Source organism: Sulfuriflexus mobilis, assembly GCF_003967195.1.
GTDB lineage: Bacteria > Pseudomonadota > Gammaproteobacteria > AKS1 > AKS1 > Sulfuriflexus > Sulfuriflexus mobilis.
This window is the reverse complement of the sequence record NZ_AP018725.1, coordinates 2,686,582-2,707,552: the sequence shown is the minus strand read 5'-3', so window position 1 is coordinate 2,707,552 and position 20,971 is coordinate 2,686,582. Positions and strand designations below refer to the sequence as shown.

Sequence of the window (20,971 nt, the reverse complement as noted above, 5' to 3'; positions counted from 1 at the left end):
CAATATAGTCGGGTGTATTTATTGGGAACTGAACTACTATTACTCTAATCTTGCTTTGAAGAGGAATGTATAGTGGATGTCAGGTTTGTTAACCCGGTACTCGATTCCATCGTCAATGTCTTGTCGACCATGGCTCAGATGACACCCGAGGCGGGTATACCTGTGCTCAAGGCCGACAGCCGGGCACGCGGCGTGGTCACCGGCCTGATCGATTTTTCGGGTAAACAGGCAAAGGTATCCACGGCCATCAGTTTCCCCAAACCTGTCGTTTTTGAGATTACCAAGCGTATGCTCAGAACCGAACCGCAAGAGGTCGATGATATGGTTATGGACCTGGTCGGCGAGATCGCCAACATGATGGCGGGTGGCGCCAAGGCCAGTCTCGAAAAAGAGGGTTATGATTTTGAACTAACCCTGCCCACGGTTGATGCCGGTGAGGGACACGAGGTGAAACACAGCATCAGCGGCCCGGTGGTCTTACTGCCGTTTAAGACCGAATCAGGCGAATTCTTTGTTGAAATCTGCTCGGGTTGATCACTCCACCCGGTTGGGGTCACCTGCCATTTTCCGTTACACTCTAAGGCATTATTTGCTAACAATTTCCGGAAGCCTTGACGATGACTGATCTTGAAAATATGACCATGGACGCGAATGGCCTGTATCGCGACCAGAGTTACACGGACAGGAAGGCGGGCACGATTCGGGTACTGAGCCCGGTGACGGTGACAGGTGAGGCTGATGCCGGCCGTCCGACCCTGTTCCTTGGCCACGCACAGATGATGACGGCCGCCGGGCCGATGCCGCTGAGCTTTGAGATCGCGGCGGCGGATCTTGCCGAGGCCGTGGAAAACTATGCGGCAGCGGCCAGACAGGCGGTGGAACAGGCCATTGAGGAAATAAAGGAAATGCAGCGTCAGGCCAGTTCCCAGATTGTCGTGCCGGGTGGCGGCGGTGTGCCGGGCGGCGGCATCCAGATGCCCTGAAATATACCGATAAGAATAAAAAAAGCCCGCAGCAGCGGGTTTTTTTATGCCGGCAGGTGAGCCCTAACTGCCAAACAAGGCATCAAGCTCACCGTCCATATGCATTTCGGTCAGCTCGGTAAAACCACCTATCCATTTACCATCGATACTGAGCTGGGGAACGGAGCGGGCATGGTTGCTGATCTCGAGCATCTCCTTGAGATTGGCCTGGCTCTGGTCCACCCGTTTCTCCTCAAAACTGATATCCCATTTTTTGAGCAGAGTCTTGGTTTTGTCGCAAATAGGACAGACGGCGGTACTGTAAATCGTGATTCGGGGCATGGTTTGGCCTGGGTCGGATTTAATTCGGCGAGAGCATAACAGATTTTTCGAAATACCGGCGCAACGGCTTGACCATTGCTGCCACCTTAACTATAGATTAGTTAGGCTGGCAGCAAATGACTGCCACTAATCGGAGAGCAACATGAATACACTGCACTTTTACGTCAATGGAGATATCGATGCCGACAGGTTGACCTTCATCAAGGCCGATCTGATGGCCATGAGCCATGTGCACAATGTCGAGATCGGCCAGGGCCTGCCTCGCGAGGTGCTGGTTGATGTGGATGACCACAGCAATATGACCATGAATATCCTCGATCACCTCAACGAGGTGGGCTTAAAGGCCGAGATCTCCTACAGCTAATCAGGGCTTTCGGCGCAGGCTGTTTTGCCAGTCAGGATTTGGCGCCGCGGCGCCGAGCCGGGTGTAATCACCGACTTCGTTTTCATACCAGCCGGTCGAGTGTTGATGCGGCTCGACCGAATAACCCCACCAACTACCGTCTTTATCCTGGGCCAGCCACTCCACCCAATCGGGAATATCGCTATCAAACATGATTTTGCCTTGCAGCTCGCGCAAACGCAGCTTATTCTAGCGCCTCGTTGAACACCGGGAAACCTTTCACGTTATGAGTTTGATGCAGGTACACGTCAACGGTCAGCCGCAAATCGATTATGACCGCAACAAGGCGCTCTCCGAAAAACAGCAGGAATACCTCGACAAGATGGACGAGGGGATGGATGCAGGTATACAGCTGGGCAGTGATACGGTTGAAGAGCCAGACCTGCTGCAGCGTGCCAAGTTCGTTGCCGGTTATCTGAGTCAGGCCCTGTTTGACGAGAATGAACAGATGATCGCCGCCAGTACCTCGTGGCTGGCAACCCGCCTGCCTGATCTCAAGCAGGTCAAGATACTCCAGGACGGTGAGCAGATTTCCATTGATTTGGTCTTTGACGAGACACGTCAAAATCAGGTCAAGGTCGACCTGCAAATGCCCACCCGCGGCCGGCCTTTACACTAGCCTGTTTCAGAGGGCTACGCGGTCGCGGCCGGCATGTTTGGCGCGGTAGAGGGCAACATCGGCGGCCTCGATCAGGGTGTCCATGGTCTGGCGGGCCTTCAGCTCGGCCAGCCCCATCGAGACGGTAATGGGCGGCAACGGCTTACCATCCTGGTCCAGTATATTCATATTGCGTAACAGCTCACGGAGGCGCTCGGCAATAATGCGCGCATCACTGACCGTGGTATCGGGCAGGATCACTATAAACTCCTCACCACCATAGCGCACCGCGTAATCGCAGGGGCGGATATTGTCACCGAGGTCATGACCCAGAGCGGCCAGGGCGGCATCACCGGCCCGGTGGCCATGACTGTCGTTATAATGTTTAAAGTGATCGACATCGAGCATGATCACGCACAGCGGCTGCTGTTGTGACTGGGCATGAGTGGCCAGGCGCGGCAGACTACTTTCCAGCCAGCGACGGTTAAACAGCCCGGTTAGGGCATCTATCCTGGAATGTTGTTCGGAGATCGCCTGTTGCTGGCGGCTCTCAAAAATCACGAGATTGTCCTTACGCACGCGTGAAGAGAGCATGTAGAGAAGGTTGCGGGCGAGCGTGCCCGAGCGTTCGACCAGGCTCCAGAGCACTTCCTCGTGGATGAGTAATAATTGGCAAACACAGTCCGTGACCACGATCGCCGACGGCCGCTTACGTTCTATGATCGACATTTCGCCCACGCAGTGCCCGACATCGAGGAAAGTCAGGGCCTCGTGGCCTTGCCAGTCGAGACGCACCTGTACACGGCCGCTGAGGATCAGGTATAAGGTATGGTTATCGCGTTCCGGTGTGAGTAAGACATCGCCAGCGGCAAAAGTTTCATATTGGGCGTGCTCCAGCAACCAGCGCAGGTTATTCTCACTTTCGCCGCGCAGTATATGCTGGGTTGCCAATTGCTCGGTAGTCAATGGCTGGTTCGTGGCGCTGGCTGGGGTCATGTCATCCTCTGCTTATAGGTATATCGAAATCCTGTTCAGATTCTGGCACAGTGCTGGATATGTACAATCGGTAAAATGCTAAACTGTGGGCTATGCACTACTACTTTGCGTCATGGATCACAAAATAATTCGCATGGATCATTCACTCATCATTGATGCAACCCAACGCTGGATCCAGTCGGTGGTGATCCGTCATGGGCTGTGCCCGTTTGCAGCACCGGTGCTGGCAAAAGAGCGCTTGCAAATTATCGTCAGCGAGGCGGCACGGGTCGAGGTACTGGTGGAAGACCTGATTGGGGCCTTGTTAGCGCTCGGCCATCAGCCGCGGGATGAGGTCGAGACCAGCCTGCTGGTACACCCCTATGTCTTGACCGACTTCGAGACCTATAATGATTTCCTCGATGTGGCTGATGCGGTCCTCAATGAGGCCGGTTTACAAGGTGTGATCCAGATAGCGAGTTTTCATCCTGATTACTGTTTTGCCGACAGCGAGGTCGATGCCGCGGAAAATTATTCCAACCGTTCACCGTTCCCGATGTTGCACCTGTTACGCGAAGAAAGTATTGATGAGGCGGTACGCCAGTGGACAGGCAAGGGGCGAAGTATGGATGATATCCCCGTTAATAATGTTGAAACGCTCAGGCGAATGGGTACGACACTCCTGGAAAAACAGCTGCTCGCCTGCAAAGAGACCGGTATAAACAAACCACCTGGTGGTTAAAGGAAAAAGATGTTGAGTCACTATATTACGATTACTACGCCACTATTGGTGGCCTTGTTAATGGGTGGCCTCATCGGCCTGGAGCGTGCCTGGCATGGTCGCCCGGCGGGGCTGCGGACACACTCGCTGGTTTGTGTGTCATCGAGCCTGTTGATGTTGCTGACGGTTTATCAATGGGACCTGCTCTCTGCCACGGTACCGCTTGAGGCGATTCGTATTGACCCCACACGCATGGCACAGGGCATTATGACCGGTATCGGTTTTCTTGGTGCCGGTGTGATTATGAAGGAAAAACTGACCATTCGCGGCCTGACGACGGCGGCATCGATCTGGATGACGGCCTCGATCGGTATTATGGTCGGGCTGGGTTTTTATTCTTCAGCCTCTGCCGCGACAGTGATTACACTGGTCGTGCTGGCACTGTTTGGCCGGCTTGAGGGGAAACTGCCATCTCGACGCTTCGGCCGTCTGGTGCTGCGTTACAAGACCAGTGATGAAACCCTGCATGAGGACATCGACACGCTGATTGCTGATCACGATATCATGGCCTACCACCCGAGTTATCACCTTGAGGATCAAGGACGTATTCTCGAATACCGGATGACCATTTTTACCAATGATGCGCAAAACTTCCGCAAACTGGCGGGCAGCCTAAAAGGGACTGAGCGCCTGGTGGAATTCAGTATCACCCCGAGCGGGGATTAATTCTCGCCACCCGCAAGTGTGAGGATAAACAGGTCACCGAGGGCTTGACGGATTTGTTTCACCGTCAGGTGATCCCCCTGGCTGGGGTCTTCCCATTGCTGGCAGGTCATGCGAAAGACATCCGGTTGTTTGTCAGAGTGCAGATAGAGCACGGTCATGTAGTTTTCATGCGGTGGGCCGGCACTAGAACCAATATCGGCAACGGTAGCCGGTGCCAGCGAGACATTTTCGGTTTCACGCACGGCCCGTGTCACGGTAAAGGTATCCGGCTGGATAATTCTTTCGTGGTTGGCGCGGGTATACACCTCGAAATCACAGTGCGGGTAATATTGATTTAGCCGCCAGTTGGAATATTGCGGTTTTCCATACTGAATAAAGACACCGGCATCATCGGCGGGGATGGTCAGGGGCTGGGTTAAACGCAGCTGTGAGCCGACCGGCGGAAAAAAGAACGGTGAGTTGACATCACGCGGTGGCATGTACTGGCAGGCCGCCAGGGTTAAACTTAAAAACACCAGAATCGTTCTCATACAGACCTCCAGCACGTCAGGCTTCAAGCATGCGATGCCGTCCCAATGCTGTCAAGTCGGTATTAATGCCAGTTATTAATATAGGGCCTGCAGGTAACAGTCCGAGGCATCCAGTGCCATGTGTATGAGCAGACCGGCGGCAATAATACGCAGTTGCGGCACAAGCAAGAGTACACCGTATATCGCCATAGCGGGTTCTGTGTGTAGCGGATGGGTGCCGATACTGCAGCGATTGGGGTCGTAGATGGGATCCGCCAGCAGGTGATCCAGGTCAACAAGAATGGTCGCAGACATGAGCAGCCAGGCATATTTCCACTGCGGCCTGAAGGCCAGCCGGGCGACCAGGCCCGGTACGGCAAAGTGGGCAATGATGTGTAGTACGGCGCGTAGCATGAATTAACAGGTCACTATCAAAGGCCCGATAGTATGACGGATAACGGGGAAGGCTGACAGTGGTACCATAAAGCATCCCTGGGTCCGCCGGGTCGCCGCCATGTTAAGGCAGCAGCCTACCGGCAATAACTATAAGACTTATCAGGGAATAGAGCAGAGACTGGCGGCGTGTTATGCTTCTGCCAGAATAAGTGGACAGGTATCAACAGGAGCGTTACTAATGAGTTCAGAGACATTGAATCGCATTCTCTACGTGGAAGATGAGCCGGACATCCAGGCCGTGGCCAAGTTGGCCCTGGAGGCAGTGGGCGGTTTTACCCTGGAGGTATGCAGTTCCGGTCAGGAGGCGCTCGACAAGGCTGAGGCTTTTGCCCCGCAACTGATGCTGCTTGATGTTATGATGCCCGAGATGGATGGCCCGACCACAATGAAAAAGTTGCGGGAGTTCCCGGCCCTGGCCAATACCCCGGTGATCTTCATGACCGCCAAGGTGCAACCGCAAGAGGTTAAAGAGTATAAAGACCTGGGGGCCGTGGATGTCATTGCCAAGCCCTTTGACCCCATGACCCTGGCCAGTAACATTAAGGATATCTGGCAAGGCGTTTAATCAGCGGCTGAAATAATGTGCCTGTAACAGGGTGTTGGTAAAGACCGCACGCAAATAAAAGCCCCGTGGCAGGGTTTGCATCGGCGCCCCCTCCGGGCCGACGGCCTCCACCAATACCCTGGCATTGGCCGCCTTGGGGCGGATCTGCAAGACCTCGCCATGACGCGCATCCAGCGACTCGAATTGCCCCAGTGCAATCTGTTCCATGAGCTCCTCCCAGTCGGCACGCAGGGCCTCAAGTTGCTCATTTTCCGCACGCCATAGCAGGCCGGTGCCAATAAGGCGCTCAGGCAGGGGGGTGTCGGCATCGGCTTCTACTGGTAACCACAGTACGTGGCGCAGCTTGTGATACACGCAACTGTCTTCCCAGCGTAACCCGGCCGCATCACGTAGCGGCACACTACAGACCCAGGTCGATTCCTGGACCCTGCCCTGCGCATTGAGGGGCAGGGTTTTTAACTCTATCCCCAGGGCACGGAAGTCAGGTTCGGAGAGTGAGGCGGCATCGGCTCCGAGCGCCTGTTCGACCAGTTCACCGAGCCAGCCCTTGTGCTGACGCAGGTTGGCAGGCACGGTAACATCAAGCTGGCGGGCGAGTTCCGCCACGCTCAGGCCGGCAATGGCCTGGCAGCGCTCAAGCAGTTCCTGTTCGGATTTAGGCGGGCGAATGGTCATCGATGAATAACCATGATGATTCAGAACATCAAGTTCATCATTTGCTTGCGGTATTTCACCACCAGTTCGTGTTCGCCACCGAGCAGGAAACGGCCGTTATACTCCCGGGCCAGTTTCTCCAGTTCTGGCCAGAGCTTTAGGCAGGGGCCGGCATAGGCGGCCCAATAGGGGCCGAGCGTCGAATTCTCGAGCACCAGCGCATCAACGTTTTCTTCGTTACCATCGAAGGTGAAGGATTGTTTTGCCATAGGAAAATCGTTTTTCGTCGGGTCTATTCTGCGCGAACCCAGTCACCGGACTTGCCTCCGGATTTTTTCAATAACCTGACGGCCTCGATGACCATACTGCGGTCGACGGCCTTGCACATATCATAGATGGTCAGCAGGGTGACCTGCACGGCGGTCAGGGCCTCCATCTCGATGCCGGTCTTGCCATCGGTCTGTGCCGTGACCGTGCAGGTCACGCCATCTTCGCGTGCCTGGGCATCCAGTTCGATATCGACGTGGGTCAGGCTCAGGGGGTGACAGAGTGGGATCAGCTCGGCGGTCTTCTTCGCCGCCATGATCCCGGCGACCCGGGCAATCCCGAGCACATCGCCCTTCTTGTGCCCACCCTCGCGGATTAATTGCAGGGTCGCCGGCGCCATCAGGATGCGCCCCCCGGCGACGGCCTCGCGGCGGGTCACGGCCTTGTCACCGATATCGACCATATGCGCCTCGCCGCGCGTATTGAAATGAGTCAGTTTGCCCATCGGTGTTACAATCTCCTCTATACAGGCCCCCAGTGTAATTGGGAGTATAACGGGTCTGCCCGCCGCAGGCATGCCCGCGGCCGTGTTTGCGAAAAGACGAGGTGTATATGACGATCCAGGTCCGATTCTTTGCCAGCCTGCGCGAGCGCATGGGCCGCGCCGATGCCGAGCTCGAGGCCGGTGCAGCGAATACCGTCGGCGAAGTCTGGGCGGCCGTGGCCGGGGGTGAGGCCATGCCCGATAACCTGCTCATGGCCATCAACCAGGACTACGTGCAGGCCCATGCCAGCGTAGCGGACGGCGACGAGGTCGCCTTCTTCCCACCGGTAACAGGGGGCTAGACAGATGCCTGAAGTCCGCCTTTTCCCCGGCCGCCTCGACCCCTACGTCGAACTCGCCACCTATGAACGCGACCTGATCTCCCAACATGGTGCCGGCCAGTACGGTGCCACCACCAGTTTTGTCGGCACGATGCGTGACTTCAACGAGGGTGACGAGGTCACGAAGATGTTTCTCGAACACTACCCGGGCATGACCGAGAAGGTGCTGGAGCAACTCTGCGCCCAGGCCATGGCCGACTACCCCATCCTTGATTGCCTGGTCCTGCACCGCGTCGGCGACATCCTGCCGAATGACCCGATCGTGCTGGTTGCTGCCTGGTCGGCACACCGCGGGGCGGCGTTTGATGCGGCACGTTTCCTGATCGAGAAGTTGAAGACCGATGCCCCGTTCTGGAAGAAGGAATCGCTGGCAGCAGGGCAACGCTGGGTCGATAAAAACACCAAGGGCTGATGCAGTATGCAGATATGGGTTGATGCCGACGCCTGCCCGAAGGTGATCAAGGAAATCCTCTTTCGTGCCGCACGCCGTACCGGCGTGCGGCTGACCCTGGTTGCCAATCACGCCTTGCAAACCCCGGTAGACAAAAACATCACCTCCATACAGGTGGTGAGTGGTTTTGATGTGGCCGACGATGAAATTGTGCAGCGTTGTGCCAGCGGTGACCTGATTATTACCGCGGATATTCCATTAGCGTCAGAAGTGATCGATAAAGGTGCCCACGCCCTGAATCCACGTGGCGAGTTTTATGATAAGGAAAATATCCGGCAACGACTCAACATGCGGGATTTTATGGATACCATGCGCGCGAGTGGTGTTCAGGAGGGTGGGCCACCGGTGCTCAATCAGCGGGATCGGCAGGCGTTTGCTAATGAGTTGGATAAATTTCTGGTTAAGTTTTTGTAGCTTTTCCCTCTCCCCTTGCGGGAGAGGGCTAGGGTGAGGGGAATATATGTACGCTTCGCGTACGAAAGACTTTTAAGTTTTTAAGAACAGTTGTTTTTTACACGCCCACCGGGCGCGTGTTACTTTCTTTGCTCGTGCAAAGAAAGTAACCAAAGAAAGCACGCCCCGCGATTTGCTTGTTTATTCAGTCACCACTGAATAAACAAGTCCCCTCACTGCTCAGAAATTTCCGGCACGCACAGACTCCTCCCGTTTGCTTAACGGCTTACTGCAACCTTCGCTTTGCTACGGTTACGCCTACAAACGGGGTCGACTGCACGTGACCATCCGGAAATTTCCTGCGCGGCTCGGCTGCATCGAAGGGGGTGACCGTAGCGAAGCGTAGGAAATACCTAATAACCAGAACTTGCGGAGCAAGAGCAGGGAATCCCTGATGAAGCTCGAAGAGATTCTAGGGAGAAACCCGAAGGGGTTCTAAGGTGAAGAGCCAAGTCAGTGCTATGGGTTGGGTTTTTGATTTTTTCTAAAGCGCTCGTAAAGTTCCGTTATCTCTCGCCGAGCATCGCAGACAAAGCAGGATCATAGCGAGCACTGTTTGAGCGCTAAAGAGTGCGGAGCACAGCGCGAGTTGCCCTGAACCTTTGGGACAAAGGTTAGGGTATTCATAATGAACCCGTTGTAACGCGGCACATGGTTTGCGACGCCTCGCCACTTGAATTGCGACAGTAAAAATCGCCGTTTTCGTCTGATTTGCGGCCTCTTGAATGGGCCTTAAACAGCCCTAGACCGGGCAGTAGCCGCTGCTACATCAATACACCCTATATATTAAGAATAAATACGGCGGGTTGTGGGCTTATTAATTAGAACTGCCTGGGCTATCATCGTCTTTTGGTTTTGATACATCTGCCTCTGTTCCAGGAAAGCGGGAACCCAATTCACTCAACCCCCCCGGGGCCATGATGTTGTCATTTTGTGCCCTTGACGGGCGGGAAAGACCAAATTGACTGAGTTCTGGGGGTGGAGTAATCGCCCCGGCCAATTGCAAATACTGAAGAGCTTGCTTATTGATTCCGAGATTATTCAGGATATCGTTCTGATGAAGCTGGTTCTCGGCAAGGATTCTGATAGCGAGATCATGTATGAGGCTATTTTGACCCATTATACGGGATAGCATGTCCGGGGTTGTTAACTGCTTGGGTTGGTCAGGCTCTTCTTTGGCAAGCTTAGTTGCCTCGCCGAGCTTCGCATTGAGGTCAGGCCATACACGTTCAAACGACCTTTCTAACACGCCCTCTCTGAGCCGATCAGAAGAATTCAGCTTTTTATTTATATCAACAACAAGCCTATATACTTCCTCTTTCTTGGTTGTCTTCGATTGAAACGCACCCAAAACCTTATTGAGGTCTATGTTCTCCATGCCAATTAATAACGGACAGACATTATTAATCGTATTTTCAGGGTCTAATTTATGAGCCAACGCTCCCGATTCATACATCAGCCACGGTCGATTTTGGTTATGATGGGTCACACAAATAATACCAAAAACCGATTCATTAAGCGCCTTAATAAGTTCAGCATTCCAGACGGTACCTGAATCAATATCCTCAGTAGAGCACCAAGGCCTTAATGCTTGGATGATCTCGGGAAGATGGTCGCGCAGTGCCATTGCTGCAATTTTTGAAGCCTCTCCAGACCAGCTTATAAAGACTCTCATAACATCCCCTGACGGTATATATTTCATCATAGTCTACCACGACCTGATAATTAGCTCCTTCTTCTCGTTCCTGCCCTGTTTGCCACCCACGGTGTAGGTGATCGGCACGGTCTTGATGCGAAGCCCCTTGAACACACGGCGCATGTCCTTGTGATCGTTGACGCTGACCACCATCTTGCCCTTGATGCTGGCGGCCAGGTCGGCCATCTGCTCGTACTGCTCGAGGCCGAATTCCACTCCGTAGCCCTCGGTCTGCCAGTACGGTGGATCGAGGTAGAACAGGGTGTGCTTGCGGTCGTAGCGTCGGATGCATTCCTGCCAGTCCAGATGCTCGACATGGACACGGGAGATGCGCAGGTGCGAGGCGGTCAGTGCCTCCTCGATACGGCGCAGATTAAGTCTTGGCGGGCCTGTAGGGTCAACGCCGTAGTGCTGCGATTCCACCCTGGCACCGAAGGCCAGTTTCTGCAGGTAGAAGAAGCGGGCGGCCCGCTGGATGTCGGTGAGCGTTTCCGGGTTCTTCATCTGCTCCCACTCGAACATCTGGCGACCGACAACGGCATACTCGAAGCACTTCAGGAATTCGACCAGGTGGTGCTGGACAACCCGGTACAGGTTGACCAGGTCACCGTTGATGTCGTTCAGCACTTCGACCTTGCTGGGTTCTTTTTTAAAGAGCAATCCGGCTGCCCCTGCGAACGGTTCAACGTAGCAGGTGTGGGCCGGGAATAGCGGCAGTATTTTGTCCGCAAGTCTGGTTTTGCCACCTATCCAAGGAATTAATGGTTTAGCAGTCATGTGAGCCTCTGGTTCTTATTGTGGTTATGGTAGGCTCACCCATGCTGCACGTGCGGCGGGGGAGCCTTGCCTGGCTCACAGTGGCTTGTACACTGTGGTTGGGGGCTGGGTGGTGTTACCGCACCGCCTGGTCGCTCCCTTCTTCTTTAATGGACTGCCCAGGCTTTCCCTGAGCCGTTATCATTTTCCCGTCCTCATTTTTCAGGGTCTTCGGCCACCCTTATTAGCCAAGAATCAAACCGGCGCGGGCCAGGTGATGCCGTTGACGATGGCGTCGATGTTGGCTTGTGCGCTGGCATCATCAACTACAGCATCGATGGCCTCTTTGGCACCTTCACGTAAGCCCTCGATCTGCGCAGCATATCCAGTCCATACATCCACTTTGGCACGCCATTCAGTAGCCACCTGAGCAAGCGTCATGCCTTTGCGCGTGGCACGTTCGTTCATCAATGGGTAGTCGGTAGCAACGGGCGAACCTGCTGCTTCATACGCCATCAACTCAGCACGCTTCAGTTCGTAGACAATAGCCTGACCGGAGCCTGGCGTAATGAATTGCATGCGGGCTTGTTCGGCGGCGGCATCAACTCGGGCCTTGCCTTGTTTTTGCAAGGCAGCGAGCGGCATCAATGGGAGTGGATGCTTGGTGATGTCACCCGTCACTGGATCACGCTTCCAGATACCGTCGGTTTCCTGAACAGTTTGATCCCATACGGTTTTAGACACCTCGACTGTGCCCGCAGGGTGTGGGAGATGCGACGAGTGGCTGTCGAATCGAGTAACAAGTTCGTTTGCTACGTTAAATTGTATGTAATATTTATTGGCCATTTTATTTACCTATTGCAATCCAATGAACAACCGTCGCATTGAGCGCGACACCCGACCCGTCACTTGCAAACAAGGACATTCCTGTCGTCGATAGATTTCCTACCGTCACGAGATTATTATCCAGGACATTAGCGAATACAGTTCCGAGTCCAACATAAACCGCTGCCGTGAAGGCTATCGGATAAGTGACTGCCGCAAGCCCGGATGCGTTACTCGTGGCTCTTCCCCATTGAACAATAATTTCATCAATCGCCGTCCCAATCTTTATAGGAATTCGCGCATAGCCATTTTCCGCCGGAGAGCTCACACCAAACAATGAAGCCAGCGCCGCTGGCGTGAGAGCTCTAAGCGCATCCGTTCCGGCTGCTGCTTCTGCGTTGATGGCAAGCTCAATAATGCCCTTGGCTGTTTCGCTGGCATCCGGCGTGGCACCGGCAATCAGTGTGGCAATGGCGGTGTCGAGCTGGGTCAGAACCGCTTCATCTGGCGTGAGGCCCGCCGAGACAATGACATTTAATATTTCATCTGTAATGCCATTCATATGACCGGCGGTATCAAGTGATGCGGGAACGCCACCCAATTCATTACCGTCGGTAAATTTCCCTCCGACCAGGCCAACATTAGGATCGCTTGGATAATCCATAATTTATACTCCGTATCTGAAATACACTTTAGTGTGTGCAGGTTTTAATCTATTAATAAGACATTCAAGTTGCTCGTTGCCCCAGTCACGGTATGGCTCACCATAGCCGCTTTGCCCGAATCTTCGCGGCCTGACTGTCTCTGTAGGTGCATCCACATACCAAACAAACCGCCAGCCAACCCCGTTGTACAGGTCGCCATAGCTTTTGCCGAACTGGCTGGCCTTCGCCTCTGCGATGGTAATGGTGTAGCCAAGCGCCGCAGCGATATCGATGAAGTACTGGCGGGACTGACCACCCACACTCGTTAGCTTGGCCACCAGGGCGTCACGCCGTTCCTGCAGAGTGTCGGCTTGGGTGGTGCAGGTGTCAGGCAGACCCGCTTCTTTTTCATGTTCGGGCAATAACTCGTAAGTGGTGCGCGGGTCGGCCTCATCGAGCAGGTCTTCGGCTCGGGCCTCAATGCGCGCCAGCTCTGCGGCGGAGACTGCAAGTAATTCAGAAAAGTCGTTGCCTTCCTCGCGCAACGAATCCCACAACATGCCGCGTGGCAGTTGTGCCTTCAGTTGGTTCAGGTAATGTTTGGCTGAATAACTCATTACCAGGTAATAACTCCGAAGGTGGCGATTTGGCCGGTGGTATGCGTCACATCGACGGCAGGTGATACAAGCACATGATCAGCTTCACCCGATGCAATACTGATGGCCTCGCGAACGTGACTGAGCAAGATCGTGCCACCCGGTACCGCTTCGCGAGCGACCAGGTCTTTCAGTTCGGCTTCGATGGCCAGTTTCACTGCGGCAGTGTTTGGTGACAGACCAGTGATATTGAAATTCAACGGCACGGCAACCGGTGCCACCACCGTCAGCCCTGCAGTAACCGGGCGAACCGCGTCGACGTAGTCCTGCACGGCAGTAACATCAGCGGCCAGCGGAATGCCGTCTGCATAGGTATCATCCATCATGAAGCGCACAGTGACCGTGCCCAGACCGAGTTCCTGCGGATACACCCATGCACGGGTAACACCGGGAACCTCCAGCACCCAGGTCACGTAGTCAAAGCTGGCTCCACCATGTGGTGCTTGCTGCTTGCGTGCAATCACTCGAGCACGCAGGCTATCGCCATTCTCAATGTCAGTGCCGCCGGTGAGGCCGTCAACATCGACCGTGGCCGCACTGTTCACCCCGTCAGCCGTCTCAACCAGGTTAAGCTTGCTACCAGCAGCGGTGTTGCCTTCTGTGCCGCTCTCGCTGGCAGTCACGGCGACAGTGGCACTACCCGCTGCAATGGTCGCCTCGGCATCAGCGCTGAACTCAGCCCCATCGCTACGCTGCCAGATGGTGCCTGCCAAAATTACTTTTCCGTCTGTGCCGGTTACCGTGATATTGCCGCCCGACTTGGCGGCGGCCTTGCGGCCGTTCTTTAGCCATAGCGAGGCATGACGTTCGAGAATTTCTTCCTCGGCTGTGTCGACCAATATCTGGTTTGCTATCCAGTCGAGGTGGCCATGCAGCAAGTGTGCAGAGCTGGACTCAGAGCGTACAACGGCCGTCAGTAGTTTCCTGCGCAGCTTTGGATCAGTGCCAGGCAAACGGCTCTCTACATCCGCCTGGCGGCGGTCAATCAGGGTCGCAAGGTCGGCGCGTGCAAACGGCATTTAAGCAGCCTCCAGTGGGTAGTTAAAATTGTCGGAAAATGGAGCGCCTTCACGTAGTGTGATGACAACATGCAGGCCCAACAGACCTCGGCGCACCCACTGGGTGGTGACTTGCACCGATGTAGCGATACCATCATCAATTAACCAGGCCAACGCCTCTTCGGCATACTCCTTGGCGCGATTCAGCACATCGACAATCTCTTTTTCACGTGAAAGCAGCCATAGGCGTGAGCCCTCGCTATCGCCTTCATCTTTCAGATAGGCATCACCCCAGTGGCCACGTCGATCATTGGTGCCATCAGGTAAAATGTCGTCATCCGCTGCACGACGATCAGTGAACAGTGAATATATAACTGCGGTACGCAGACCCTGGTCTGTTAACAGGTCGGCACCATTGCGGGCAATGTCAAAGCCGAGGCCGGTCTCATTTTGTATTAATGCGATATCCATTAATTCATCACCTGGTTAGGGTTGCCGGTCGTGCCACCGCTATCACCGGGATGAGTATGGTTGTCAAAGATGTCGCGCATACCATTCACACTGTTGGTGTTACCCAATGCCTCACGATCAATAATGTCGTGAGTTGTTTCAAGCAGCGGTGTTTCCATGCGGACTTTTGTCGCGGCTTTAATCAGCAAGGTATCGGTGTTCATTTCCATCACCTTGCCGCGCTTCAGAATAATGTGGTCGCCTTCGTCGGTGTAGAGAGCAACCTCACCACCTTCTAATCCCTTGAGCCGGTAGCGACGGTCATCAACTGAAACCAAAACACCGTGACTGCGATTGCCGCCTACTGAGAGCATGATGCCCTCGGCACCAGGGTGTGGTACCGAAGTGAAGCCGTACTGCTGAAACCGCTCTATATCGTCCAGCACCTCACCAGAAAATGCCTGCACCTGTATGCTTTGCATTTTCAGACTGTCGTCAACCAGCGTTACAACGGCACGAGACACAATCATTCTGATACGTCTGCGTAGCGGGGCTAGTAATTTTTGAAGCACTCTCAAAAGTCCAGCTCCCAATCAGAAGGCTCAGGCAGCGGCAGCAAATCAAAAGCCTCGCGTGGCTTCATACTCAACTCAGTGGTCGATCCATTTTCATCCAGCACTAAAGAGACGCCAGCAATCAGAAGATCGCCATTGATGCCTTTGTACGGGTCACGAACCGGAACTAAAACGTTGGGCATCCACAGGCCTGTTTTATGATGCCAGCCCTGAACGGTATACGTGTTCGGCTTCGAGCGACCGAAGCGAACATTACGCTCCCACTCTGCACGGCGCTTAGCAGACGCCTTGTCGACTTGTTCTTCAGCGATAATGGTCAGTGGCCGGTAACGTTTGATGCGCTTGTCTATTGCCTCACCCAAAGCATGAGCGTTATCTTCAGGGCTAGTAAAATCATCACCCGCATGCTGACCCTTAACCGAGTACTTGCTATAGAGGTCACGGTGTGAAGTGGCACCACTTGCTTTCAATATGTTTTTGCCCAGCTCAAGAGTGGTGCTGATACGTTTCTTGCCTGCACGAGCAATAACCAGGTCACCAAGACCATCTGAAATTAACAGTACTGCACGAATGCGTGCGATTTTCTCCAGTGATTCGAATACGGTCTCACCTTCATCTGGTTTGTTTTTTTCAAACTTGCCGCCCACGTTGGTCTCAGCTCTTACTTTAATGCCGAAGGGTTTGCATTCCTGTATGGCAACTTCCAACAAAGTGCGCTTACTGAGTTGCACACCCGCAGCACTACAGTCCACCAGATCGCCGGTCTTATCGCGGCCGGTGATAGTCACAACATGTTGGTTGGCATCGTAGGTAGGGTCTACGTCGTCGACGTAGCCGGTGATCACAATCTCTTTGTCGACCAGTACCTGGCATTTATCACCGGTCAGAATGCGGCGAGCACTTGTCTGGCCTGCCCAGCGTTCGGTAACAGTCAATTCAAATGTCCCTGCGATCTGCTCAATCGAGCGCGTGATGCGTATCTTCAGCCAGCCGCCGTAGCGAGTGCCATTGACCTTGAGAATGACTTCAGGCATTCAGCACCTCCAACGCCTGACCACCCTCTATGAAGCCGGGATGTCGGACGGGGTTGCTTGCCACAATTTCATCGGCGCGTCTGGCGTCGCCGTAAATCTGGTGCGCAATGACGGGTGCTGGCAGCGTGGCGAATGGTGTGTAGTTAACAACCAGGGGAAGCTCGGCACCACGAACCGTCAGGTCATCAATCACTGCGACGCGAAGGTCGACAAGTGCCATGAACAACTGATCGCTTATAGGGCTACCATCCGGTCTTGTTGCTTCCATGTGGTTGTCGAGCTGCTCGGCCAGTTCATCACGAATGACGATTGCCTGGCTGCGATTGGCATAACTGAGTTGCGCGCTGGTACGTGCGGCTTCAATCACGGCGGTACGCTGCACCAGGGTATCTATGGCAGCCTGATTAGAAGACTGACGCTGACGCGTGACGGTGGTACGCGGTACCGGCAACGCATCATCGCCATGACTGAACAGTGAGCGGTAGATTGACAGCGCATTAACTGGCTGTTTAACGATCCCTGTCAGGCGTCCTATCAGGCCAACCATCTCAGATGCCAGTGAGGCCGGAGAGCCGACAAGGCTGCTTAGCGAACCATTCGCGCTCGCAATATCGCCCACTAAATCAGACATCTCAGAAGGTAGTCCAGGAACACTGGCCGCGAGTGCTCCAATTGCATCGAGCGCGGTACCGGAAAGGCCGCTCGCGGCATCGCGGATGTATTGCGGAAATCCGGTAACATTGAAACCTGTATTGAAATCGGTCAGCACGGCTCCGAGTGCGTCGTTGGCTTTTGTGTCAACAATCTCTGCGGTGTCATTGGTTGCGGTTGGATAACGCGGCTGGTCCTTGGCTTGAACAAAGGAGATGGAAAAAGTGACCTTGCCTAGCTCGCGGCTACTGCTCTTCATGCGTGCAGCGACAATAGAAACCTGCATGGTGCCAAACTCGGGATGTACCAGCGTGCCCGCACCCGGCTTTTCCAGCGCCACTATCAGTTTATCCCTCGCTTGCTTGTAATCCTTACCTATGACGACAGCTGGAATATTGTACTTCCGGACCTTCTTGCCCATGTCTTCAACATAGGCATCATCACGCAGCGGGTACTCAAACACCTGGTTGCGTCGGCCTAGCTCAACGTCATCCTCTGGTATGAAAAAATCGGCTCCACGGAAGCTTCCTTTCAGGCTCATGCTATACTCCACACATCATTCAAATATATGGAAGTGCTGCTATGCGTTGGATTGCCGCTATCTTGATTATTATCTCTGTCGCCATTTTCTCTGGCGTTCTTGATTTTGAGGAGGCTTATGAGGCCAAGAAAGCCAGTCTCACCATTCATGCTCCGGGTGCAACGCCCGAACAGATGGCCGTTATCAAGCAGACGGGCAAGCTCTTGTTTACGACGTGCGATGGCCTTAAGAAATACGCCTCTGATATCGAACAGGTCGAAGCCTCTATAGGAGGAATTGGTTCCCGAAATGCTGGCTGGGTAAAGGGCGTTAACTTTAAGATTAAAATTGCTGACAACCCGTCCAGCCTTCCCAATAAATGGAGAGCGGCAGGGCACAACCTTTTCTATACCGTTGTTGGCGATAAGCGACCTGGTATCGATATTGGCAAATCGACGGCGGGTTGGTTTTGTGGCGTTGGCGATACGTCCCCATTTATTGATGAGCCAAGAGGCGTGATTGTTGATCAGTTGACGTAACATCATGGCCCTGCCATTACCATTCCGGCATCAACATCCATATTGAAGCCTTTGCTTGATTCAACACGAGTGACACGAACACGTTCATCATCGACCGTGACTTTTAGCGAGGCCTCATATTTTTCTGTACGCGCTATAGCTGCCTGTGCTTCATCGTTACCGAAGAATGCGGCAATGCGAGCTAGCGCTTCACCGATAGCGTCACTCGTAGACGTGCCGGAGATCAGGTAATCATTGGCCAATGTGCCTGCCCCGTAGCCCGCCGCACCTGCCGCTCCAACTGCCAGTCCAGCCGTACTCAATGCCCCGGCACCCATCATCGACAAGCTTTTGAGATTCACACCGCCCAACAAACCAATGGTGGCTTTAAGTTTGCTAACTGTTTTTGGTACGAGTCCACCCGCCGCACCGAGCCTTCCTGATGCCAGGCCATCAATGCCCATGCCGCTAGGCATATTCACGACATAAACGGGGGTGACACCCGCAGCCGCTTCCAGTGCCTTGCCTGTTGCCACACCACCGGCCGTGCCGAACAACTTGCCGCCTATCGCCTTAACGGCCTTGCCGCCATAACGCGCAGCCAGCGCAGTACCTGCGAGCAGCCCGATACCACCGCCGATTATTTCCTTGCCATCTAATCCAAGACCACCGTTTTCTTTTTTATCCAGGCCAAACTTAATGGACTCTGAAATTACGGAGTTAATCGGACTAACAAATTCATCAGCTGCTTCTCGCAACGCCGCCTTGAGCCGACCTGTCTGGTCGATGGAGTTGTCCAGTGCATCACTCAGGTCACGCTTTATAGTTCCGCCTGCCTGACTGATGTTACTCACCATGCCATCGATGCTCTGCAAGTTATTACCGGATAACAGCGTGCGGAGACCTTTCTTGGTGTCGAGGTCGGTCTGGCCAAAACCGGCCTGGATAAATGCAGCACGCTGACGATCAGATTTTAGCGTTTTGTACTTAGCCTGGATATCCTTGAGTACATCGAATGCACCACGAGAAGAGCCGTCATCGTTGTAGAAGTCTACCTTTAACTTTTTCTGTGCATTGCGTTTGTAAGTCTCATTAGTAAAGAGCCGTAGCGTGCTATCTGCCAGTGTTGCCAAACGTTCCGGCGCACGCTCAATGAGAGATAGCTGCTCAAGAAAACCGAGCGTCTCATCAAAGGACAGGTTGGCCGTTTTTGCATTCACACCTACACGAGCAAAGATACTCGACAAGTCTTCCAACTCGGCGTTACCAAGTCGGCCTGCCACTACCATTTTATCTAGCAGCGTGACAGCGAGACCCGGCTTGGAAAGGTCGAAGTCAAATGCTTCTGCCGCCACAGTAAGGCCGGAGGCGAGAACATTGGCCTTGGCACTGGTTACTGCCATCGCTGGGTTGATAGCGTCAATGGTGGCGAGCGACTGCTCCCAACTAAGGCCAGCCTGGATCAGGTTGTTGTAACCACCCTGCAAATCGTCCAGGCCTTGCCCAGTTTCCTGAGTCATTCGGAACAGCTCGGCACGCAATTCGCGCACCTTCTTTTTATCTTCACCTGCCGTTTGTCCAAGCTGCGTTAATGACTTGTCTAACTGGGCAGATTGTTTTGTTAAAAGGACCCCGCCAAAGGCAACACCCAGAGAAGCTAGTTGCCCCTTGATGCCACCGAACATTCTTTTGAGCTGACCTAGCTCACGCTTTGCCTTGCCGGTAAATCCTGTGACTTCACGACCAGACTGACGAAGACCACCCCTGAATTGGGTGGACTCCAGATACAGTCGCATAGCGAGTGTCATTTCAGTGTTCATTGGTTTCGGTCAGTTTGTCCATGATGTGGGTGAATTCGTCGGCGGGTAACGCAAGAATTTCACTGCGTGACCAACCCGTCTTTATGGCAATTAACAGCACGGCATCCCATATTGTCTGCTGCCGTGCTGTTCTTAGTTTCCCGCTTGTTCCATCTCCATCTGCGCGGTGCGGAGAATGCCGTAGTCAGACGGGCTCAGGGTGCCGATCACGCCGAGGGTAAATGGCCCTTCATAAGTTCCGATACGTACCATCTGCCGTGCCATCATGGCGGCGTTGAAACTCAGCGGTGTATCCACCCCTGCCTCCTGCTCGGCATCGAACATTTCCTGCGCAGTCGCCACAGGTTTCATTGCGAAGTCAGTCATAGGCTGAGTATCACCAATCTTCAGGCCGTGTTTCAACTTACCAGCTGCCGTACCATCTGACTGAAGGTATAAGTTGTTTTGTTCGTTCTGCGTTTCGCTCATGCGATATTGCTCCTGCTTAAATTAAATTGGCTTACATTCGGTCTGCTTTATCACCGAACATTTCAAAGGGTGCCTTGCCGGTACCAAGATCAACCTCAAGCGGGTCTTTGGTTTCGGCATTACGCACGATCCATTTTTGACCTGTGTTAGCCTGGACCAGCACATTGGCACCTTCGATCTCGCCCTGCGCAATGATATCGGCATCCTTATCGTGCAACAGAGTGCCTTTGATAAGCGCAGGCATCTCTTCTCCGGTGTAGTACGTCTTGCCACCATGCACCTCGGGCGTTTTTGCAATGCCGCCCGGATTGAAGGTGACGGCGTTGGCGAACTTGTAGGTTTTGCCGTCAATAGTGACGGTGGCTATATATGTCAGTCTGCTCATTGCTTACT

At 53.9% G+C, this 20,971-nt stretch carries 32 protein-coding genes; 11 read left to right on the top strand and 21 right to left on the bottom strand.

Translation table 11 applies throughout. From position 1 onward, the window contains the following. The first annotated feature begins 72 nt into the window (after window positions 1-72). On the top strand, window positions 73-534 hold the full coding sequence (locus EL386_RS13535; protein WP_126456760.1) for a chemotaxis protein CheX: 462 nt from the start codon (window positions 73-75) through the stop codon (window positions 532-534). 83 nt (window positions 535-617) lie between these two features. Further along, the gene (locus tag EL386_RS13530; protein ID WP_197722099.1) at window positions 618-983 is read left to right on the top strand and encodes a hypothetical protein; all 366 of its coding nucleotides are present in this window, start codon (window positions 618-620) and stop codon (window positions 981-983) included. 63 nt (window positions 984-1,046) lie between these two features. Here EL386_RS13530 and EL386_RS13525 read toward each other — a convergent pair whose 3' ends face one another. After that, window positions 1,047-1,304, bottom strand: coding sequence for a glutaredoxin domain-containing protein (locus EL386_RS13525; RefSeq protein WP_126456759.1), 258 nt, complete (start codon window positions 1,302-1,304; stop codon window positions 1,047-1,049). Window positions 1,305-1,446: 142 nt separating this feature from the next. Here EL386_RS13525 and EL386_RS13520 point away from each other — a divergent pair, with 142 nt between their 5' ends. Further along, entirely contained in the window at window positions 1,447-1,668 is a 222-nt protein-coding gene (locus EL386_RS13520; protein ID WP_126456758.1) for a hypothetical protein, read from the top strand. Here the strand turns inward: EL386_RS13520 and EL386_RS13515 are convergent, their stop codons facing one another. Beyond that, window positions 1,669-1,860 carry a hypothetical protein gene (locus EL386_RS13515; protein WP_197722098.1) on the bottom strand — a complete coding sequence of 64 codons (192 nt, stop codon included), beginning with the start codon at window positions 1,858-1,860 and terminating at the stop codon, window positions 1,669-1,671. It abuts the gene before it with no gap. Window positions 1,861-1,933: 73 nt separating this feature from the next. Between EL386_RS13515 and EL386_RS13510 the strand changes: the two genes are divergently transcribed. After that, the gene (locus EL386_RS13510) at window positions 1,934-2,326 is read left to right on the top strand and encodes a hypothetical protein (protein WP_126456757.1); all 393 of its coding nucleotides are present in this window, start codon (window positions 1,934-1,936) and stop codon (window positions 2,324-2,326) included. Window positions 2,327-2,332: 6 nt separating this feature from the next. Here the strand turns inward: EL386_RS13510 and EL386_RS13505 are convergent, their stop codons facing one another. Continuing rightward, entirely contained in the window at window positions 2,333-3,301 is a 969-nt protein-coding gene (locus EL386_RS13505) for a GGDEF domain-containing protein (protein ID WP_126456756.1), read from the bottom strand. 133 nt (window positions 3,302-3,434) lie between these two features. Here EL386_RS13505 and EL386_RS13500 point away from each other — a divergent pair, with 133 nt between their 5' ends. Next, window positions 3,435-4,022 (top strand): DUF1415 domain-containing protein, encoded by a 588-nt coding sequence (locus tag EL386_RS13500; protein ID WP_126456755.1) that lies wholly within the window; start codon window positions 3,435-3,437, stop codon window positions 4,020-4,022. A 9-nt stretch (window positions 4,023-4,031) separates the two neighbouring features. Beyond that, window positions 4,032-4,727, top strand: coding sequence for an MgtC/SapB family protein (locus EL386_RS13495; protein ID WP_126456754.1), 696 nt, complete (start codon window positions 4,032-4,034; stop codon window positions 4,725-4,727). Here EL386_RS13495 and EL386_RS13490 read toward each other — a convergent pair. Continuing rightward, the gene (locus tag EL386_RS13490) at window positions 4,724-5,257 is read right to left on the bottom strand and encodes a hypothetical protein (protein WP_126456753.1); all 534 of its coding nucleotides are present in this window, start codon (window positions 5,255-5,257) and stop codon (window positions 4,724-4,726) included. The two genes, EL386_RS13495 and EL386_RS13490, sit on opposite strands and share 4 nt — an antisense overlap. A 75-nt stretch (window positions 5,258-5,332) precedes the next feature. Then, entirely contained in the window at window positions 5,333-5,650 is a 318-nt protein-coding gene (locus tag EL386_RS13485; RefSeq protein WP_126456752.1) for a DUF6122 family protein, read from the bottom strand. 220 nt (window positions 5,651-5,870) lie between these two features. Here EL386_RS13485 and EL386_RS13480 point away from each other — a divergent pair, with 220 nt between their 5' ends. Continuing rightward, entirely contained in the window at window positions 5,871-6,257 is a 387-nt protein-coding gene (locus tag EL386_RS13480) for a response regulator (protein ID WP_126456751.1), read from the top strand. Here EL386_RS13480 and mutH read toward each other — a convergent pair whose 3' ends face one another. Genes mutH through moaC form a run of 3 tightly spaced genes read right to left on the bottom strand, consistent with a single transcriptional unit; the run spans window position 6,258 to window position 7,683 of the window. Next, complete coding sequence (gene mutH, locus EL386_RS13475; protein WP_126456750.1) at window positions 6,258-6,932, bottom strand: DNA mismatch repair endonuclease MutH; 675 nt, start codon at window positions 6,930-6,932, stop codon at window positions 6,258-6,260. Between the two features lie 20 nt (window positions 6,933-6,952). Further along, a complete protein-coding gene (locus tag EL386_RS13470; protein WP_126456749.1) occupies window positions 6,953-7,180 on the bottom strand; it encodes a hypothetical protein in 228 nt (75 codons plus the stop codon). Between the two features lie 23 nt (window positions 7,181-7,203). After that, window positions 7,204-7,683 (bottom strand): cyclic pyranopterin monophosphate synthase MoaC, encoded by a 480-nt coding sequence (gene moaC / locus EL386_RS13465; RefSeq protein WP_126456748.1) that lies wholly within the window; start codon window positions 7,681-7,683, stop codon window positions 7,204-7,206. 107 nt (window positions 7,684-7,790) lie between these two features. On the opposite strand from moaC, the gene moaD reads away from it, so the two are divergent. Genes moaD through EL386_RS13450 form a run of 3 tightly spaced genes read left to right on the top strand, consistent with a single transcriptional unit; the run spans window position 7,791 to window position 8,928 of the window. Next, window positions 7,791-8,024: a molybdopterin converting factor subunit 1 gene (gene moaD, locus EL386_RS13460; RefSeq protein ID WP_126456747.1), complete on the top strand. Its 234-nt coding sequence runs from the start codon at window positions 7,791-7,793 to the stop codon at window positions 8,022-8,024. Window positions 8,025-8,028: 4 nt separating this feature from the next. After that, on the top strand, window positions 8,029-8,475 hold the full coding sequence (locus tag EL386_RS13455) for a molybdenum cofactor biosynthesis protein MoaE (protein WP_126456746.1): 447 nt from the start codon (window positions 8,029-8,031) through the stop codon (window positions 8,473-8,475). A 6-nt stretch (window positions 8,476-8,481) separates the two neighbouring features. Continuing rightward, window positions 8,482-8,928 carry a YaiI/YqxD family protein gene (locus tag EL386_RS13450; protein ID WP_126456745.1) on the top strand — a complete coding sequence of 149 codons (447 nt, stop codon included), beginning with the start codon at window positions 8,482-8,484 and terminating at the stop codon, window positions 8,926-8,928. 856 nt (window positions 8,929-9,784) lie between these two features. On the opposite strand, the gene EL386_RS13445 is transcribed toward EL386_RS13450, so the two are convergent. The 10 genes from EL386_RS13445 to EL386_RS13400 form a co-directional block, all read right to left on the bottom strand. Beyond that, window positions 9,785-10,672, bottom strand: a complete 888-nt coding sequence (locus tag EL386_RS13445) for a toll/interleukin-1 receptor domain-containing protein (RefSeq protein ID WP_126456744.1) — start codon at window positions 10,670-10,672, stop codon at window positions 9,785-9,787. Between the two features lie 3 nt (window positions 10,673-10,675). Then, on the bottom strand, window positions 10,676-11,440 hold the full coding sequence (locus EL386_RS13440) for a DNA adenine methylase (protein ID WP_126456743.1): 765 nt from the start codon (window positions 11,438-11,440) through the stop codon (window positions 10,676-10,678). A gap of 234 nt (window positions 11,441-11,674) precedes the next feature. Next, window positions 11,675-12,265 (bottom strand): hypothetical protein, encoded by a 591-nt coding sequence (locus EL386_RS13435; RefSeq protein WP_126456742.1) that lies wholly within the window; start codon window positions 12,263-12,265, stop codon window positions 11,675-11,677. Window position 12,266: 1 nt separating this feature from the next. Continuing rightward, window positions 12,267-12,908, bottom strand: coding sequence for a gp53-like domain-containing protein (locus EL386_RS13430; RefSeq protein ID WP_126456741.1), 642 nt, complete (start codon window positions 12,906-12,908; stop codon window positions 12,267-12,269). Window positions 12,909-12,911: 3 nt separating this feature from the next. Beyond that, the gene (locus EL386_RS13425) at window positions 12,912-13,505 is read right to left on the bottom strand and encodes a YmfQ family protein (RefSeq protein ID WP_126456740.1); all 594 of its coding nucleotides are present in this window, start codon (window positions 13,503-13,505) and stop codon (window positions 12,912-12,914) included. After that, window positions 13,505-14,563: a baseplate J/gp47 family protein gene (locus EL386_RS13420; protein WP_126456739.1), complete on the bottom strand. Its 1,059-nt coding sequence runs from the start codon at window positions 14,561-14,563 to the stop codon at window positions 13,505-13,507. Before EL386_RS13420 ends, EL386_RS13425 begins: the two co-directional genes overlap by 1 nt. Further along, window positions 14,564-15,013 carry a phage GP46 family protein gene (locus EL386_RS13415; protein ID WP_126456738.1) on the bottom strand — a complete coding sequence of 150 codons (450 nt, stop codon included), beginning with the start codon at window positions 15,011-15,013 and terminating at the stop codon, window positions 14,564-14,566. Further along, on the bottom strand, window positions 15,013-15,564 hold the full coding sequence (locus EL386_RS13410) for a phage baseplate assembly protein V (protein ID WP_269471107.1): 552 nt from the start codon (window positions 15,562-15,564) through the stop codon (window positions 15,013-15,015). Before EL386_RS13410 ends, EL386_RS13415 begins: the two co-directional genes overlap by 1 nt. A gap of 2 nt (window positions 15,565-15,566) precedes the next feature. Then, window positions 15,567-16,601, bottom strand: a complete 1,035-nt coding sequence (locus tag EL386_RS13405) for a phage baseplate assembly protein (protein ID WP_126456736.1) — start codon at window positions 16,599-16,601, stop codon at window positions 15,567-15,569. After that, a complete protein-coding gene (locus EL386_RS13400; RefSeq protein ID WP_126456735.1) occupies window positions 16,594-17,793 on the bottom strand; it encodes a DNA circularization protein in 1,200 nt (399 codons plus the stop codon). The genes EL386_RS13405 and EL386_RS13400 overlap by 8 nt, the downstream gene beginning before the upstream one ends. A 41-nt stretch (window positions 17,794-17,834) precedes the next feature. On the opposite strand from EL386_RS13400, the gene EL386_RS13395 reads away from it, so the two are divergent. Beyond that, entirely contained in the window at window positions 17,835-18,311 is a 477-nt protein-coding gene (locus tag EL386_RS13395) for a hypothetical protein (RefSeq protein WP_126456734.1), read from the top strand. 2 nt (window positions 18,312-18,313) lie between these two features. Here EL386_RS13395 and EL386_RS13390 read toward each other — a convergent pair whose 3' ends face one another. The 3 genes from EL386_RS13390 to EL386_RS13380 form a co-directional block, all read right to left on the bottom strand. After that, window positions 18,314-20,086: a phage tail tape measure protein gene (locus EL386_RS13390; RefSeq protein WP_172597730.1), complete on the bottom strand. Its 1,773-nt coding sequence runs from the start codon at window positions 20,084-20,086 to the stop codon at window positions 18,314-18,316. 156 nt (window positions 20,087-20,242) lie between these two features. Continuing rightward, window positions 20,243-20,578 (bottom strand): hypothetical protein, encoded by a 336-nt coding sequence (locus tag EL386_RS13385; protein WP_126456732.1) that lies wholly within the window; start codon window positions 20,576-20,578, stop codon window positions 20,243-20,245. 31 nt (window positions 20,579-20,609) lie between these two features. Next, on the bottom strand, window positions 20,610-20,963 hold the full coding sequence (locus EL386_RS13380) for a phage tail tube protein (RefSeq protein ID WP_126456731.1): 354 nt from the start codon (window positions 20,961-20,963) through the stop codon (window positions 20,610-20,612). Window positions 20,964-20,971: the final 8 nt, after the last annotated feature.